The organism is Chitinivibrionales bacterium (assembly GCA_035516255.1).
Lineage (GTDB): Bacteria > Fibrobacterota > Chitinivibrionia > Chitinivibrionales > FEN-1185 > FEN-1185.
Genome location: DATJAL010000002.1, coordinates 115,361 through 132,596, shown reverse-complemented (window position 1 = coordinate 132,596; position 17,236 = coordinate 115,361). Strand labels below are relative to the sequence as shown.

Genomic DNA, 17,236 nt, shown 5'->3' with positions numbered 1-17,236 from the left:
ACAAATTGCTTTATCGTCAAGGGGTAAATCATGTGCGGAATTGTCGGATACATCGGCATGCGGGAAGCATATCCCGTTCTCATTGACGGTCTTTCGGCGCTCGAGTACAGAGGGTACGACAGCGCGGGCATTGCCCTTGTTGACAAAGGAACTATTCAGGTCTGGAAAAACAAGGGCAAGGTGGAGCAGCTTCGGGCGCTTATTGACAAAAAGGTAAAAAACAGCGCTACCATCGGCATTGCGCACACCCGGTGGGCGACCCACGGCGTGCCGTCGGAGGCAAACGCCCATCCTCATACCGATGCCGCGAATAAAATCGCGCTTGTCCACAACGGCATCATTGAAAACTACGCCATCCTCAAGGAAAAACTTACGAAAGAGGGCGTCTCATTCAGGTCGGAAACCGATACCGAGGTCCTTGCCCAGTTGGTAGGGAAATATTACAAAGGCGATCTTGTCGAGGCGGTGTCGAAGGCCCTTTCCGAAGTGGACGGCACCTTCGGCATCGCCGTAATTGCCAAGGACAACCCCGACAAACTCGTGGGCGCCCGCCGCGGTTCACCCCTGGTGGTGGGCGTCGGCGACGGCGAATATTTCCTCGCCTCCGATGCAAGCGCCATCGTGCGGTATACAAAGCGGGTCATTTACCTCAAGGATTCAAGCCTTGTCGAGCTCAACCGCCAGGAACATACCACCATGGACCTTGACAAAAAGATTGTAGCGCACGAGATCCATCACATCGACTACAGCGCCGAGGCGCTTGCCAAGGGCGGGTTTAAGCATTTCATGCTCAAGGAAATTTTCGAGCAGCCCGAGACCGTGAAAAACGCGATGCGCGGCCGGCTCCTGGTCGACGAGGGCGCGGCCCGTCTCGACGGCCTGAACCTGGTGCTGCAGCAGCTGCGCCAGATCAACCGCATCGTCATCGCGGCCTGCGGAACCTCGTGGCACGCCGCGCTCGTGGGCGAATACATGATCGAGGAACACGCCGGCGTCAACGTCGAAGTCGAATACGCCTCGGAATTCCGCTACAGAAACCCGATCATCGACCCGCACACGCTGGTGTTCGTCATCAGCCAGTCGGGCGAGACCGCCGACACGCTCGCCGCGCTACGCGAGGCCGCGAACAAAGGCGCGACCGTGCTGGGTATCTGCAACGTGGTGGGATCGTCCATTGCCCGCGAAACCCACGGCGGCGTGTATCTGCACGCGGGCCCGGAAATCGGCGTCGCCTCGACCAAGGCGTTCACGTCGCAGCTCACCGTGCTGGCCCTGCTCACGCTCCTTCTCGGCCGCATGAGAAGGATTTCCCACGACGAGGGGATCACCATTGCAAAGGCGCTCATGGAGATCCCGGATCAGATAAAGATGATCCTCAAGCAAAACGATGCGGTTAAAAAAATCGCCCAGCGTTATTCTAAACTCAACAACTTCATTTACCTCGGTCGTTCCTACAATTTTCCCGTTGCGCTCGAAGGCGCGCTCAAGCTCAAGGAAATTTCTTATATCCACGCGGAGGGCTATCCTGCCGCTGAAATGAAGCACGGTCCCATCGCGCTCATCGACAAAGACATGCCCAGCGTCGTGATCGCGCTCAAAGACAGCGTTTATGAAAAGGTGCTTTCAAACATCCAGGAGGTGAACGCGCGCGGCGGCAAGGTGATAGCGGTCGCCACCGAAGGTGACACCAACATCAAAAAATACGCGGCGCATGTGATTTACATTCCTTGCACGATTCCCATGCTGAGCCCGCTTTTATCCGTGATCCCGCTCCAGCTCCTCGCCTATCACATCGCGGCGGTTCGGAAATGCGAAATCGACCAGCCGAGGAACCTGGCAAAGAGCGTGACGGTGGAGTAAAAGAGAAGCGGAGTGAAAAAGTAAAAGCGACAAAGTGGAACAAAGGTGAATGGATAAAAAAATCATTCTAACACCACGGGCCCCGCAACCAATCGGCCCCTATTCCCAGGCAATCGACACGGGGCCGCTTATTTTCATTTCGGGACAAATTCCCCTTGATCCGAAAACGGGCGCGATCGTTGGAAGCACGATTCAAGAACAGGCGGAACAAGCCTTGAAAAATCTTCTGGCGATTCTGGCCTCACAGTCGCTTGATGCGTCTGCGCTTGTCATGACAACCGTTTTCCTAAAGTCAATGGCTGATTTTCAGGCCTTTAATGCGGTTTACGAGAAGGGATTGTCCGGCTGGAAGCCCGCGCGGTCGGTGGTCGAGGCGGCCGGCCTGCCCAAGAACGTCCTGGTGGAGATCGAGGCCGTCGCATGCAGGTGAAACAGGAATACCTCGTGAAGCTGTCGCTGTTCGAGGGCCCGCTCGACCTGCTTCTCTACCTTGTCAACCGAGCCGAGGTCGACATCACGCAGATCCAGGTGTCGCTTATCGCCCAGCAGTACCTCGAATACCTCGACCTGATGCGCGAACTCAACATCGACATCGCCGCCGAATACCTCTACATGGCCAGCACGCTCATCCGCCTCAAGGCGCGCGAGCTGCTGCCGGCCGCGGAACAAGAACAGGTCCAGGGCGAGGAGGGAATTTACAACAGGGAACAGCTCATCGCCCAGCTCCTCGAATACAAGAAATACAAGGAGGCGGCGTTCTCGCTGCGCCATTTTGAGGCGGAACAGATCGGCAGCTTCACCCGCGGCAACGCCGAGCCCGTCACCCCGCTTTCCCAGGCGGACGACGGCCTCGTTGCGGGCGCGGTCACGGTGTTCGACCTCATCACCGCGTTCAAGCGCGTGCTCGACCGTGCCGCCTCCGCCGACGCGTCTCACCATACCATCGCCCACGACATGGTCCGCATCGATGACCGCATCGAGCACATCCTCGGCATGATGGACCACGACCGGGAAATACCTTTCGAGGAACTCTTTGCCGACGATGTGCGCAGGATCGTGCTGGTGGTGACGTTCATGGCCCTTTTGGAGCTCATCAAGATGCAGGAAATCATATTCCGGCAGGAAACGCAGTTCGGGGGCATCTTCGTGAAGAGGCGGCCGGAAAAGGAGCCTGCACCGGATTCCGAGCAGCCTGCGATGAATAATTGACAATCGGAAATGTGCATCGGCACATCCTCCTCTTTTAAAAGACCTCTATGGCCGCCACAGCATCCAACGCCACCGTCCTCATCGTCATCGTGAATTACAACGGCGGCGACATTGTGATGGAATGCGCCGCCTCGTGCCTTAGCCAGACGTACCCGTTCTGTTCCGTCGTCGTCGTGGACAACGGTTCGTCGGACGGATCCGCGGATGCGCTTGCCACGGCGCATCCCGGCGTCGCCGTCGTCAAGAACGGCTATAACGCCGGCTGGGCCGGGGGATGTAACACCGGCATTGCCTTTTCGGACAGTAGGTATGTTGCGGTTGTCAACAGCGACGCGGTGCTCGACCGGGAATGCATCGCCGCCATGGTTTCCGCCATCGAATCGTTTCCCCGGGCCGGCTCGTGCGCCTCCAAGATCATGCTGTACGACCGGCGCGGCACCATCGAGGCGTGCGGCCTGAGCATCGCCGCCGACGGCTCTGCCTGCGCGCGCGGCCGCCTTTCGCCCGCGGAGCGTTTTTCCAATACCGAGGAGGTGTTTTGCGCGAGCGACTGCTGCTGCCTTTACAAAAGGGAGATGCTCGCTGACATCGGGCCCTACGATGAAGATTTCTTCATGTACTGCAACGACACCGACATCGGATTCCGGCAGCAACTCGCCGGCTGGAAATGCGTGTTTACACCCCAAGCCCGCGCCTACCACATTCATTCAAAAGCCGCGGGAAGCTACTCCCCTTTCAAGGCCTTTTACGTTGAACGCAATAGGATCTGCGTTGTTCTGAAAAGCTTTCCGGTTTCCGCGATTACCGCGGCGTTTTTTGGATCAATGACGCGGTATTGTTTACAGGTCTGGCTGTCACTCGCTAAAAAACGGGGGGCGCTCTCGCGCTTCAGGGACAATTATTCGTTTTTTACAGGCTTGACTATTCTCATCAAAGCCCATTGCTCCGCATTATGGATGGCTCCATCCATGATGAAAAAACGGCGTTCTATTGTATCGCGACGCAGGATTGGACCTATGGAATTCAAACAACTGTTTTCTCGTTTCGCCATCTCGCTGCGCGAAATGGCGGCGTACGAGTAATCAATGAACGACACGCGTTCTCACGGTACGTCGTCCGACTACGGCGACTCCTATGCGCAGTACCAGCTCAAGCCCCGCGGCGCATTGCGCGCTATTGTCCGACAATGCTACCTACACCGGCTCCTCAGTGAAGTTGAAGGCCCGGCGCTCGATGTCGGATGCGGGACCGGCGAGCTGCTGAGCCGCCTTGCCGATGGTTCGCTGGGCCTCGAGGTCAACGAGGCCGCGGTTGCCCATTGTCAAAAAATCGGACTTCCGGTGCGGTTATATGACCCTGACATTGACAAATACTCATTTCGTTCCCTGCATCCCGGCCGGTTCCGCACCTGCGTTCTGTCGCATGTGCTTGAACACATGCCCGATCCCGCTGCGGCTCTCCGCGAAATTTTTTCGTCGTGCGCCAGGCTCGCCATCCGGAGGATTGTTGTGGTCGTTCCCGGAAGGAAAGGCTTTGCCTTTGATGCCTCGCACCGGATCTTTGTCACCGAGGCGTACCTCAAAAGCAACGGCTTATGGCCGCCGGATCGTTTCCGCGTTGCCAAACGATATTTCTTTCCGGGAAATTTCTCCTGGCTGGGCCGCTTTTTTACCCATCATGAAATGCATGTCATTTACGAGGCGTGCTAGAAACGACATGGGATTCAGGCTTTTCCCGCGGCGGTCGTCCAGACAAAATCCTTGATCAATGCGACAATGGCGGCGCGGCCGGCCATTTCTTTCTCATCCCACACCGGGCGTTTTTCAATCGCCTGACGCACGAGGGTTTCCAGTGTGTTAAGCGGTTCGGCAATGCTGATCCAACGCCGATTCTCGTCGGTCACTTTCGTCGTGATTTCCATTTGATGGTCGCTGAAATGCTCGCCGAACGCCTTGCGCCTCGGAGCGATCACCATGGGCACTTTATAATTTTTCGCTTTGATGATGGTGCCGATTCCCGCATGTGAAATGACGCAACGGGCTTGCCTGATATGTTCTATGGATTCATGGTACGGTTCGAACCGCACAAATTCCATATGGGTTGGCAGGTAAGTGGAATACCCGATCTGTGCGAAAAACTTTTCCGTCATCCTGCAGGCCAGAGTATCGGCTACTTTTATCAGACGTTCAAATCCCTGGCAATGATTGCCGACGGTAACGTAAATCAAATAAGACCTCCCACGTATCGCGCCTTTTTCCCGTATTTCTTCAGAAGGGTGTCCCACTGCACAATAAATAGATGGGTGATCGGATACACGAGCTTTCCCGTGAGCGACGGTGTATAAACCTGGGCGCTGCATTCCATGTAAATACGGCGCACGCCGGGAAAGAGCAGGCTTGTCAGAAAAGCGGGGAGAGCAAGCTCTGCGCCGGTAGAGACAATAAGTTTCGGTTTTATGGCCTTATACAGCCTGATTATCCGCAGCATTGTCGAAATGAATAACAACGGCTTTAATGCGATGTTTTCAAAAAAATGCACATTGGGCAGGTCTTTGGTTGATTCCTCCTTGTAGGTGAAATAATGAATATCATGGCCTTTGAAACAGTCTATGATCTCCAGCATTTCAACGAGATGGCCTCCGTGCGAGCACACGCAGATGATATTCATGTGATTCCTGTCCAAGATATTTGCCATTGAGGAGAAAGCGGCCGTCGAAAACACCATGGCCGGACGTTTCTTAAATATAGACAATAAGGATCCTCCAATTATATAATATATTCATGCCATAACGTGCAAAAACCGTGCTTGGCAGAATAAAATAAATAAAAAATCCGGGATCGACGTGACGAAAATTACCCGTTCCGTCGTATCGTTTTGAACCATGCACGTGTTATTTTTACAGGGCAAATAATATCGCGAGGAATCATGACTGTTTCAGTTTTTAATCTCCTTCATACCAGGATCCTTTCCCATTACGAATCGGCGAAAAATATCCTCGCGCATAAAATGCCGGCCCCACGCACCGCTATTGTCTATCCGACATATGTCTGCAACCAGGCATGCCCCGGGTGCGAATATCAGGACGACAACCGGAACATCGCGACGATGATGTCGAAGAAACAGCTTTTTTCGGTGGTGGACCAGCTCGCGAAAATCGGGGTCAAGGGCGTGGAATTCTGCGGCGGCGGCGAGCCGACGCTCAATCCGTATTTTGGGGAAGCATTGCTGCGATTGAGAAAAAAGGGGATAAGCGCGGGCCTTCTCACCAACGGCACCAACCTTAGCGGGAGGTTGGCCGAAATCGCGGTGAAGACCCTTTCTTACATCCGCATCAGCCTCGACGCCGCGACAGCCGAAACCTATGCCAAGGTGAAACGGCCCAAGAGCGGCCGCTCGGGTTTCGATGCCGTTATCGCAAACATTAAAACGCTGGTGCGGCTCAGGAAAAAATACCGCTCGAAGGTCACCCTCAGCGTCAAGTTCCTCGTATCAATGCTCAACGAAAAGGAAATCGAAAAGGCCGCGGCGCTCGCCAACAGGCTCTGCGTGGATTCTCTGCAATTCAAGAGCGTGCGGATCTTCAAATCGCTCGGCCTCGGCCGCAGTGAAGAAAAAATCCAGGCGCGCATCACGAGGCTTGCCGACAAGTACCCGCGGCTGTCGGTGGTAGGCAGCGTGCGCCGTGCAAACATTACCATGAAGTGCTGGCTTTCGCCGGTCCAGATCATGATTGACGCGCTTGGCGATGTTTTTATCTGCTGCTACTACCGCCACCGCAAAAAAACGCACTGCTTCGGCAATCTGTTCAAGCAGCCGCTTTCAAAAATATGGTACTCAAAGCGGCACTGGGACGCCATAAAAAACATAAAAGTTTCTGAATGCAACGTCCTCGACTGCAGGTTCGGCGTGTACAACGAACTCATGCACCAGATGATGATCAAGGACATCGCACAACTGGATTTTATTTAATCCCATGACCCTCACGCTTGCATTGTCTGCTAAAAACGCCAGTAGCCTGCAACAGGAATGTTTTGACAGCATAGCCCGCCAAACCGAAAAGCCGGATTCCGTTTTTTTGATCCTCGATGACGTGTCAAAGCCATTGCCGCCATTCTTACATAATTTCGCCGTTAAAGTCCTTCCCAACGAGGGAATAAAACTCTTTCACGCGCGCAACACCGCGCTCCATCGTTGCAACACTGATATCCTCGCTTTTACCGATACCGACTGCGTGCTTGATGAAAACTGGGTGCGGCGCATCAAGAATATTTTCACGGAAAAACCCGAGGCGGCGGCGGGCACCGGCGCTCATCCCATGATAGGCCGGCACAACTTCTCAAGCTGGCTGCATCATATGTGGTTTGTAGTTGAAACAAAAAAAACCGGCTATACCGACGGCGTCATCGGCGGGAATTCTTATTTCAGGACCGACGCGCTTAAAAAGATCGGGGGCTGGCTCCAGGTCAATCTCATGGCGGCAGAAGACGTATATATTTCCATGAAACTTCAGGAGGCCGGGTACAAGATATGGTTTGATGACGGCGTTATCGCTCGGCATCATTACAAAGCGGAATTGCTCGGGTTCCTGCGCCAGACGGTCATGATGGGATTTGATATCGTCATCATGATGAAGACCGCGGGCATCAGGAATTTCATGTGGTATTATACGCTGTGCATTCCTGTCCTTGCCTTGCTCATGGTGGTGAGTGTGGTTTCCCTGCCGGTGAATTTTTATACGGGAGCAATTTGTGCGGGTGTGATATTAGCGGCCACCTTGGTGCATTGGATGATCGCATTCAAGTCCGCATGGAAGGGCCTGACCCGCTGGCTCGCGCGCTGGGTCATCATCTGGCCGTACAGCTGGGGGATCGTGAAAGGCCTTTTTAAAAACTCTGAGACAAACCGCCTTCCGTGAAAACAGAACAAAAAGACATCTTCGACGAAATGGCCCGCGGCCACCATTCCTATCTATATACGGTTGCCTCTATAAAAAAAATAGATGAAATAGTCCCCCATGATGTTCGTGTGCTCAACATCGGCTGCGGCACCGGGCAAGTCAACGAATGCCTTAAAAGGGACGACTGGTACGGCATCGACATTTCGCCGAACAGCGTCGCCGTGGCTCAGCGTTACTTCAAGGAGGCAAAAGTCGGCGACGTCACGGAACGTTTTGACTATCCGGACGGCTTTTTCGACCTTGTATTGTCCATCAACACCCTGCACCATGTCGCTGAAAAACTCGATGCGGTGTTCAGCGAAATCGGCCGGGTGCTTGTCCCGGCGGGAACGCTGCTGGCCGTCGAGCCCGACGCGCAGAACCCGAAAACGTACCTCACCCACCATCCCCGGTCGCCGATCCGCGTGGTCCCATGCAAGGATGAGCGCGCCCTTTATAAAAACGACGTCGCCGCGTTGGCGCAAAAATACGGTTTCGCTTTTGAATTTAAACCGATTACGCTTACCGGCGCGCAAATGGGGTGCAAGACGCCGTTCGTCATCCGTCTCTTGAAGGCGCCGTTCGTGTTTCTTCTTGAATTGGCGTATCATGCGAAAGCGGAATCTTTTTTATTGATTGCAAAAAAGAACGGTTCTCTGTACCGCCCCGTTCCGAGGGAATGATCCGTGGATATTGCGCTTGTCAATCCTGGCCCCGCACCGGGGAATACGCCCCTTAAAAAGGAGCCGCTCGGCCTTGCCTTTCTTGCGGCCTATCTCGAAAAGCACGGGTATGAGGTCTGCATCATTGATGAAATAAGCGGGGCGCATGCCGAAACCGAGCTGCTTGCGCACCGCCCGAAATTCGTCGGCATCACCGCAATGACCATGTTCGTTCCACGGGCGTACCAGATTGCCGACTTTGTAAAAAGAGAACTTGATGCCACCGTTATCATGGGCGGCGTGCACCCTTCGGCCCGGCCGGAAGAATCCCTCGGCCACTGTGACGCAGTGGTGACCGGCGAAGGCGAAAAGGCGCTGCTTGACATTGTTACAAACAATTCCGTCAAACACGGAGAAAAAAAAATCATTCACGGCGCCATGCTCGAAAACCTTGATGAACTGCCTCCCCCGTCGCGCCATCTCATCGACATGGCGTTTTATCTGCGTCAGAAAGACCAGATTTCCGGCAGCCGGAGAAAAACCGCCTCCCTTCTCACCAGCCGCGGGTGCCCCTTTTCCTGCGTGTTCTGCCATAATTCCTTGCGGAAAATTCCGGTGCGGTACCAGAGCGCATCGCGCGTTGTCGCCGAAGTAGAGTATCTTGTAAAGAAATATGGAATCAAGGGCCTTGCCATCACCGACGAATGTTTCACGGGCAATAAAAACCGGGTGCGGGATATCTGCTCCCTGCTGGTTGAAAAGGGCCTTGATACGCTCAAATGGGAATGCCAGGCACAGGCCGGTACGCTTGACGAAAACATAATTACCCTGCTTAAAAAAGCAGGATGCGACCAGGTCGCCCTGGGGTTTGAGTCCGGCAGCCAGAGAATCCTCGACGTTCTTGAAAAGGGGACCCGCGTGGACGTTTGCCGCAGAACCATCCGCCTCTGCAACGACGGCGGCATTAGGGTCCGCGGCTGTTTCATTGTCGGCACCCCGTCCGAAACCGAGGAGGACATTGCGTTAACGGAAAAATTCATTGATGAAAACAAGATTGACTTCGTCTCCATCCATTTCTTGACGCCGTATCCTAGTACGAAACTGTGGCAACAGTGCAAAGGTGCGGCCGGCCCTGACGGACGCGTTGACTGGGGTCAATTTACAACGGGAAATCCTTTCATACAGCCCTGCAACACCGCCATCGCTCCGGAACGTCAGCGGGAAATATTCGAGCGGTTGCAGATTAAATATGTATTTCGCAATTATTCGCTTCTTCTTTTGGCATGGCAGGGGATCAAGCAGCCGCGGGAAGTGGTAAACTATGTACATCGGTTCGTCCGCCTGGTATTTTTTAAGGTGAAAAACTTGGTTTCACCATCACACGGAAAACGCTGATGGCAAAGCACGCCGTTGCAGTCATTTCCGGCCTCACTTATAACGACCCCCTAGCCGACGTTCTGTATTCGGCCGTTGAAACCATGGAACTTACGAAAAAACTCGCACTCACTAACAAATCGGTCGCGCTCAAACCAAATTTGTTTCTTCCTTGTCCCCCCGAACAGGCGGCGACAACGCATCCGGCCGTGATCGAATCGGCAATAGTCCTCGCAAAAAAAATGGGGGGCCGCCCCGTTATCATTGAGAGCCCCGGCGGCTCGCGGATCAATCCGTCGATAAAACGCGCCGTGTTTTCCGTTACCGGCGCCGAAACCGCTGCGCGCACGCACAGCTGCGAAATCAAATACAACGACGACGCCGTCGAAAAACACTTGCCCAACGGCACCCTGATAAAAACATGTCTCTTTTTAAAGGACATTTTTTCCGTTGATGCAATTATCAATGTTCCAAAGCTGAAAACGCATTGTTATGGCCACATCACCGGCGCGTGTAAAAACATGTTCGGAATAGTTCCGGGAGTACACAAGGCGAATTTCCACCTGCGGATGCCCGATCCCGCCCATTTTTTCAACGCGATTCTTGACATCATAGACTTTGTTCCGCCCGCGCTTTCCATTGTTGATGCGATCGTGGCGATGGAAGGCGACGGCCCCAATTCCGGGTCGCCCCTCTCCTGCGGTATTATCCTGGTGGGTGAACATCCTGTTGCCGTTGACAGGGTCGCCTGCACATGCATGGGAATCGACGATAACGATGTTCCGGTGCTGGCCTGCGCAAAAAAGCGGGGGTTCGGGCCCGCTTCGCTTGCCGATATCGAGATACTGACCATTGGCGCTTTTTCTCCCTTCCGGTTCCGCAAACCGGCCCGCAGTGAAAATCCGAACAGCTTCACCAATCCCGTTCTTAAACGTTTGATGAAAAATTCCCTCGTTCTTTTTCCTGAAGTCATTCCAAAAAAATGCACCGGCTGCGGCACCTGCGTGAATTCATGCCCGGTGCGCGTCATTGGTTTTACAAAGAAGAAAAAGGCGACGATGCTCGACCGGGATGCCTGCATCAGGTGCTATTGCTGCCATGAACTGTGCCCGTCACGAGCGATTGTCCTTCGAAAATCGGTGCTGTTCCGGGTTGCGAAGGTCCTGTTGGCTGTTGCAAAACCATTCCATTCCAAACAAAAGGGTGTCTATGATTAAAATGTGCTATGCAGAAAATTACAGGAAATTTCACCTGCCAAAACCAAACCCTGTCGCCGGTTTTTTCATGAGCCGCCTGCAAAAAAAGGCTGAGAAAATCGGGCAGAAGAATTTTCATGCGTTTAATTTGTGGTATATCGTTAACACCTTTTTCCCCAATGCCAAAGGGCTGTCGGTTGCAGACATCGGCGCCTATGACGGATGGATGCTCAGTTACAACGGCCCCGAGGTGAATCGGCGGATCGCCATCGACTTTGACGATTTCTTCAAGGAGAAATGCAAAGAAAACAGCATCGAATTCATCTGCGCCGACGTGGAAAAGGGCCCCGTTGCATTGCCTGATGCAAGCTGTGATATCGTCCTTATCTGCTCAACGCTCGAGCATCTTTCCAATCCGGAGGAAATCGCTTCAGAAATATACCGCATTTTGAAAAAAAACGGCATTGTCTTTGTCACCGTGCCGGACATCGAAAAGTACAAGTTCGCCTTTTTCAACGACATCACCCATAAACGGCCCTTCACAAAACGTTCCCTTGAATTTCTGTTTGCCTGCTTCGGCTTTTCAACCCTTGTCGCGCGGTCATACAACCACGATCTGTTCACCGTCAGCTTTCTGTTCCCACGATTTCTGCAACCGCTGCTCCAACATGCTTCCGGCGCGCAGCTTCTTTATATTGGCAGGAAATAACCGCATGCCCGGCATAAAGAAAATTTCAATAAAAACCATTGTCGGATTTGTCCTGCTTGTTATCTTTACCGTTCTTTTTGTCAGAATAGTCAATTGGAAAATTGTCTGGACGGTTCTCGGTTCCATGAAAGCGCTTCCGCTGATTGAATGCGTTCTCCTCATGATTTTTTCATTCGGCGTTGGCATTTTTCGGTATAAACTCATCATCGGCGCTTCGATACCGCTCAAAGAGGTGGCGTATGTTTATTTTCTGTCAAAAACCGGAGGCAGCCTTACTCCTGCCCGGCTCGGCGATTTTGCGCCGTTTCTTCTAAAAGAATATCGAGTGAAGGAAATCGGCCTTGCAATTATCGTCGACAAGATGGTTGAGTTTTACATGCAATTACTGTTTGGTGTGATCGGACTTCTTGTTCTACAAAATTTATCTTTGACTGGAATACTTTTTTCCTGTTCGGTATTTACAGGAATTTCAGGCGCTTTTTTCCTTCTTGGAAACAACGCTTTCTGGCGCGCCGTCCTTCAGAGGATCTTGGACGGCCTGGAGCATGAGTGTCATGGCACTTTTTTTTCTCTTCGGAAAGCATTCTGCACACTTTTATCGTTTGCGGAAAAAGTCAGCTATGAGGTAAAAAAACTTGGAAAACGATATTTCGTGATAATGGCCCTGTCGATAATTTCGTACATTTTTCTTGTCGTGCTCACGAGGATTCTTCTTGAGGAATCATCAGCGCACATTTCCATATTTCTCCTTTTCGAGATGATAACCCTTTCGGGAGTTATCATGGTTCTTTCATTCGTGCCGTTGGGTCTCGGCATTACGGAAGTGACTCTTCTCTACCTTCTTCACCATTACGGCGTTACCAAGGAGGCTTTTGCTGCGTTCGCGGTTTCATCACGTTCCCTTACTCTGTTAACGCTGTTCGGATGCTACCTCGTCATGGTTGGTATCATGCATTTTATTGTCAAGCCATCGAAAATGAAAATCCAGTGATGATATTATGAATATCCTTCTTCTTAATCCTCCCGGCAATGAATTCGTCCGCGCCGGTTCACGGTGGCCCCACAGGCGGAAGCTGCTGACAAAACGCGGCCTTTATTTTCCATTTCCGTTCGCTCTCGCCTATGCCGGTGCGAGACTAAAGCAGGCAGGCCATACGGTTGCAATCAAAGATTGCCCCGTTTTGCAATGGGACATCACAGCGCTGCTTCAATTCATTTCATCATTCTCTCCTGGCCTTATTATCATGGAAACAAGCGCGCCGAGCTTCTCCGCCGATATGGATACGGTAAAACAGCTTAAGGGGACCCCGCTCTGTGCGGCAGGTTTTCATGCAACCGCCCTGCCCCGGCAACACCTTGATGCAGGGTTCGATTACGTGTTTTGTGGTGAATATGAATATCTTATTGCCGATTTTGTCGAATCGCTTGAAGGTAAATCGGCCCTTCCTCCCTACGTTGGAACCGTAGCAAATCCCGCTCCTGTTTATGCCCCCATTCTCGACAACCTTGATTTGCTGCCCTACCCGCTACGTGATGAACTGCCCCTCAAACAATATCATGACCCGTTTTCGCGTGGATTCAATATCACCCTGCTTTCATCAAAGGGCTGCACCCATGCATGTTCGTTCTGTTCGCTCGCCCCCTACATCGGAAAAACAAAATATAGAACAAGAAACGTGGCACAGGTCGTTGATGAAATGTTATATCTTGTCAAACGATATCATCCAAGCGAGATATTATTTGATGACGACACGCTCACCGTGCAGCCGGCGCACCTTATTGCGCTTTGCAGGGAAATATGCGAACGCGTTCGGGGCATATCCTGGAGCTGCATGGGTAATGTTCCCGTGAGCGAGGAATGCGCCACATGGATGGCAAAAGCGGGTTGCCGGGCGATAAAACTCGGTGTCGAAAGTGGCATACAGAGTATTCTTGACACGATTCCAAAGGGAATAACACTTAAGCAAATTAAAGAAACGTTTGCGACACTGCGGCGCCACCGGATCAAGCGTCATGCGACAATCATGATCGGCCTTCCCGGCGACACGAAAAAGACCGTCATGGAAACAGTCAAGTTTGTGCTGTCCTTGAACCCAGATACAGTCCAATTCAGCACGGCAACGCCTTATCCCGGCACTGTATTTTACAAAATAGCGCAGAAAAACGGATGGTTAGTAAACAATTCTTATGAGGAATTCAACGGCGCCGGAACAACACCGCTTTCTTATCCGGAGTTTTCAAAACATGAAATTGAATCAAGCTACCGGAAGGGGCTTAGAATGTGGCACCGGTTTATGCTGCTGCATAAGCCGCAAACAATATTGCACCATTTGAAAAATTATTTATCTTCAAGATAATTTTTTCCATAAAACCTTCCCGGCAAGAAAATAAGCCAACATTGAGTTATTGATGATAAAATGGCGAATTGAAATCGCTTTCCATCCATCCCAATATCAATTCGTTATCGAAATTATTTGTTTCCAGGATTTTTATTATTGATAAATCCTTAGAATATGTTCCATTCATTTTTTTCAAATTTGTTGTAAAAGAATGTGTTAAAGGGCAATTTTTTTGATATATTATTATAGAAGCTACCCAGTCTGTAACGATGATCCATCTATTATAATAAAACAGCATTATCTACTAAACGCAAAAAGTAAAATTTAAATAGGATTTTTTACCAGCAATTCATTACTGGGAAAGGAGGCCGGGAAAAATATTTTTCTCAACAAATAGTTTTTAGCATTTATTGACGGGTAAAGAAAAAACAGGAGGAAAAGGATGAAAAAATATTTTTTGCTATCATTATTCTCTTTTACGTTATTGATGAGCACGATGCCGGCAGGTGCCGCCATAACCGGTCGCGTCGTGGATGGAAGCGGCGCGCCGGTTGCCGATGCGACGGTGATGTATACCAGCATCAACAACAGGCTCATTTATGCATACACTTGTTCCGATGGCCGATTCAGTCTTCCCGGCCCCACCGAATGGGATGTAAAAAACCTGCAAATGTATTATTGCCCAGGTACCGGAGTATCCAAGGACAGAAATGTCAATGAAAACCTTTTAGGAAAAAGCCTGAATTTGACTGCCCAGGGAAGCCTGATTCAATTCCATGTTTCCGGAACAAAAAAGGTCGCCATCAATTTATTTTCGCTTGACGGCCGCAGGGTTCAGACGGTTTTCAACAACATCCTGCAAAACGGTACATGGCAGTGCAGCCCCTTTTCACTCGTGAGCAGTCCTCTTGCCTGCCAAGCTTATGTGGTACAGGTGGCAAACGGATCCGAAGTTCAATCCACAAAACTCCTTTACACATCCAAATCGGGCAAGGGTGGCTTGACCACCGCTGATAGGCTTTTCCAAAATGCCGGCTTGCCCAAAAAAATGGCCTCCGTTGATACCGTCCGTGCCGGAAAGACTAACTTTAACGCTGCATTCAAACCCATTGACGCCTTTACCGGCGATGTTGGAGATATCGCCATCACCACCCGTGATGTAGAAGCGGAGATCACCACCATAATGACCGGCAAGTCGGTTTCATGGAAAGCCTACCAGGTTTGCCAAGGCGTTCAATACGCTACAAATAACAATTGGGGGACGATTTTTTACGGCGTCGGCAATGGCGGTCCTGCCTGCTCAGATAATGCCAATCTCTGTGATAGCTGGCAATCAGGCACCATCGCTGCCCAAGGAACTCCAAAATTAGTCGCCATTGACGCAGTACATGGATTTATCTCGCCGCCGAGTGGTACCATGTTTCCCCACAACATAGGCATGGGATGCACACGCAATCCCCTTCTGGCCGAACTTGAAGAAAGAATCACCGCCATCGAATTAAGGGGCATGGGCATCAATTGGGCATTCGCACCGGTGGTGGATGTTCCGCGAAACATCGTGTGGGGGCGGTATTACGAGGGATGGGACGAATCTCCGGACGGCACGGTTCCTATGGTAAGAGGCGCTGTGCGCGGTTTTCAGGGGACCGACCTTTCAGCGCCATCCGCCGTTGCGGCAACCACAAAGCATATGGCGGGTGGTGGAGGTGCAGTTGGCGGCGTAAACGCCGGCAATTGTGCAACAGGTACACCCGCCGTCATGGCCAGGATCCATCTCCCGTCCTTCAAAGTCTGTGTTGACAATGGTCTTGCTGTTGTGATGGCCGGTATGTGCTCGTGGCTAGGTACTCCATCGCATTTTTGTCCGGCATTGCTGACCGACACGTTGAAGACCGCCTGGAAATTCGACGGGTTTGTCGTTGGCGACTGGGATGCATCAAATTCCAACCTGGTCGGCAGCTTCAACGACGGCGTCGACAACATCATGGAACCAGACAACGCAGGCCCGCAGGGCGTTTACACTGCCGTTCAGGGCGCGGCCGCAGGGCGCCTGGACGACGCCTGCAAACGCATCCTTCGCATCAAGCTGCGCCTCAACCTGATGCAGAATTCGCTTGCAAACCGTGCATATCTCCCTCTTATCAAGTGTGCTGCGCATACGGCAGTCGCCCGCGAATGCGTGCGGAGATCAATGGTGTTGCTTAAGAACGATGCGTTTAACGGAACAAAACCGCTTCCTCTTAGTACTACCGCGAACGTCTGTGTTGTCGGAGAATTCGCCGACGACATGTATATGCAGTGCGGCGGCTGGTGCATGGATTGGCCAAGCGGCTGGGATGACAACCCGAAGAGGACCCCTCCTACCGGGCTGACGCTCCGGGGAGCAATCCAGGCGGTGTGTCCGAATGCCACTTATTCGGCTGACGGCTCAACCATTCCCGCAAATACTAATGTTGTTGTCGTCTGCGTTGGTGAGGTACCCTATGCCGAGGGTGGCGGCGACATCCCCACTCAACCTTCCACCCTCACCCAGGCGCACAAGGACCTGATCACTACGTGCGTGGCTTCGGGAAAACCGGTTGTTGTGGTGCTGTATTCGGGACGTCCGATCATCATCACCGACGACATTGCAAAAGTTCCCGCGTGGGTCGCCGCGTGGCTGCCCGGACCGGAAGGCGAAGGCATGGCCGACATCCTCTTTTCCGTCAATGGTGAGAAGCCCACGGGCAAGCTCTCTCATACCTGGCCCGTTTCGCTTGCGCAGAACCCCATTAATGGCAATGCACCGGATGGCCAGCCCTACGGAGACGTTACCGGCACCGGAGGCACCCCGCTCTTTCCCTATGGTTTCGGCTTGACTTATTAGAATTCAATCGGAAAACAAAAAACACCCCGGGGTTTTAACCCCGGGTGTTTTTATTTTGTGTATCCTTAATTTCAACTTTTCATTG

16 protein-coding genes are annotated in these 17,236 nt (G+C 52.1%); 14 read left to right on the top strand and 2 right to left on the bottom strand.

Translation table 11 applies throughout. From position 1 onward, the window contains the following. Positions 1–30 precede the first annotated feature (30 nt). Genes glmS through VLX68_01075 form a run of 5 tightly spaced genes read left to right on the top strand, consistent with a single transcriptional unit; the run spans position 31 to position 4,778 of the window. On the top strand, positions 31–1,860 hold the full coding sequence (gene glmS / locus VLX68_01095) for a glutamine--fructose-6-phosphate transaminase (isomerizing) (GenBank protein ID HUI90819.1): 1,830 nt from the start codon (positions 31–33) through the stop codon (positions 1,858–1,860). Between the two features lie 49 nt (positions 1,861–1,909). Next, positions 1,910–2,290, top strand: a complete 381-nt coding sequence (locus tag VLX68_01090; GenBank protein ID HUI90818.1) for a Rid family detoxifying hydrolase — start codon at positions 1,910–1,912, stop codon at positions 2,288–2,290. Next, a complete protein-coding gene (locus tag VLX68_01085) occupies positions 2,281–3,069 on the top strand; it encodes a segregation/condensation protein A (protein HUI90817.1) in 789 nt (262 codons plus the stop codon). The genes VLX68_01090 and VLX68_01085 overlap by 10 nt, the downstream gene beginning before the upstream one ends. 47 nt (positions 3,070–3,116) lie before the next feature. Then, on the top strand, positions 3,117–4,151 hold the full coding sequence (locus VLX68_01080) for a glycosyltransferase family 2 protein (protein HUI90816.1): 1,035 nt from the start codon (positions 3,117–3,119) through the stop codon (positions 4,149–4,151). Positions 4,152–4,154: 3 nt separating this feature from the next. After that, a complete protein-coding gene (locus VLX68_01075; protein ID HUI90815.1) occupies positions 4,155–4,778 on the top strand; it encodes a class I SAM-dependent methyltransferase in 624 nt (207 codons plus the stop codon). A gap of 14 nt (positions 4,779–4,792) precedes the next feature. Here the strand turns inward: VLX68_01075 and VLX68_01070 are convergent, their stop codons facing one another. Continuing rightward, entirely contained in the window at positions 4,793–5,296 is a 504-nt protein-coding gene (locus VLX68_01070; protein HUI90814.1) for a glycosyltransferase, read from the bottom strand. Continuing rightward, positions 5,293–5,736: a hypothetical protein gene (locus VLX68_01065; protein ID HUI90813.1), complete on the bottom strand. Its 444-nt coding sequence runs from the start codon at positions 5,734–5,736 to the stop codon at positions 5,293–5,295. Before VLX68_01065 ends, VLX68_01070 begins: the two co-directional genes overlap by 4 nt. 258 nt (positions 5,737–5,994) lie before the next feature. Here VLX68_01065 and VLX68_01060 point away from each other — a divergent pair, with 258 nt between their 5' ends. The 9 genes from VLX68_01060 to VLX68_01020 all read left to right on the top strand — a co-directional run bounded on the left by VLX68_01060 (position 5,995) and on the right by VLX68_01020 (position 17,151). Continuing rightward, positions 5,995–7,038 (top strand): radical SAM protein, encoded by a 1,044-nt coding sequence (locus tag VLX68_01060; GenBank protein ID HUI90812.1) that lies wholly within the window; start codon positions 5,995–5,997, stop codon positions 7,036–7,038. 4 nt (positions 7,039–7,042) lie between these two features. Next, positions 7,043–7,984: a glycosyltransferase gene (locus tag VLX68_01055; protein HUI90811.1), complete on the top strand. Its 942-nt coding sequence runs from the start codon at positions 7,043–7,045 to the stop codon at positions 7,982–7,984. Continuing rightward, positions 7,981–8,688: a class I SAM-dependent methyltransferase gene (locus VLX68_01050; GenBank protein ID HUI90810.1), complete on the top strand. Its 708-nt coding sequence runs from the start codon at positions 7,981–7,983 to the stop codon at positions 8,686–8,688. The genes VLX68_01055 and VLX68_01050 overlap by 4 nt, the downstream gene beginning before the upstream one ends. A 3-nt stretch (positions 8,689–8,691) precedes the next feature. Then, a complete protein-coding gene (locus VLX68_01045; GenBank protein HUI90809.1) occupies positions 8,692–10,062 on the top strand; it encodes a radical SAM protein in 1,371 nt (456 codons plus the stop codon). After that, entirely contained in the window at positions 10,062–11,258 is a 1,197-nt protein-coding gene (locus VLX68_01040) for a DUF362 domain-containing protein (protein ID HUI90808.1), read from the top strand. The genes VLX68_01045 and VLX68_01040 overlap by 1 nt, the downstream gene beginning before the upstream one ends. Before the next feature lie 67 nt (positions 11,259–11,325). Beyond that, positions 11,326–11,946: a class I SAM-dependent methyltransferase gene (locus tag VLX68_01035; protein ID HUI90807.1), complete on the top strand. Its 621-nt coding sequence runs from the start codon at positions 11,326–11,328 to the stop codon at positions 11,944–11,946. Between the two features lie 4 nt (positions 11,947–11,950). Further along, entirely contained in the window at positions 11,951–12,937 is a 987-nt protein-coding gene (locus tag VLX68_01030) for a lysylphosphatidylglycerol synthase transmembrane domain-containing protein (GenBank protein ID HUI90806.1), read from the top strand. A 7-nt stretch (positions 12,938–12,944) separates the two neighbouring features. Next, positions 12,945–14,303, top strand: a complete 1,359-nt coding sequence (locus VLX68_01025) for a radical SAM protein (protein ID HUI90805.1) — start codon at positions 12,945–12,947, stop codon at positions 14,301–14,303. 424 nt (positions 14,304–14,727) lie between these two features. Next, the gene (locus tag VLX68_01020; protein HUI90804.1) at positions 14,728–17,151 is read left to right on the top strand and encodes a glycoside hydrolase family 3 N-terminal domain-containing protein; all 2,424 of its coding nucleotides are present in this window, start codon (positions 14,728–14,730) and stop codon (positions 17,149–17,151) included. Positions 17,152–17,236 lie beyond the last annotated feature (85 nt).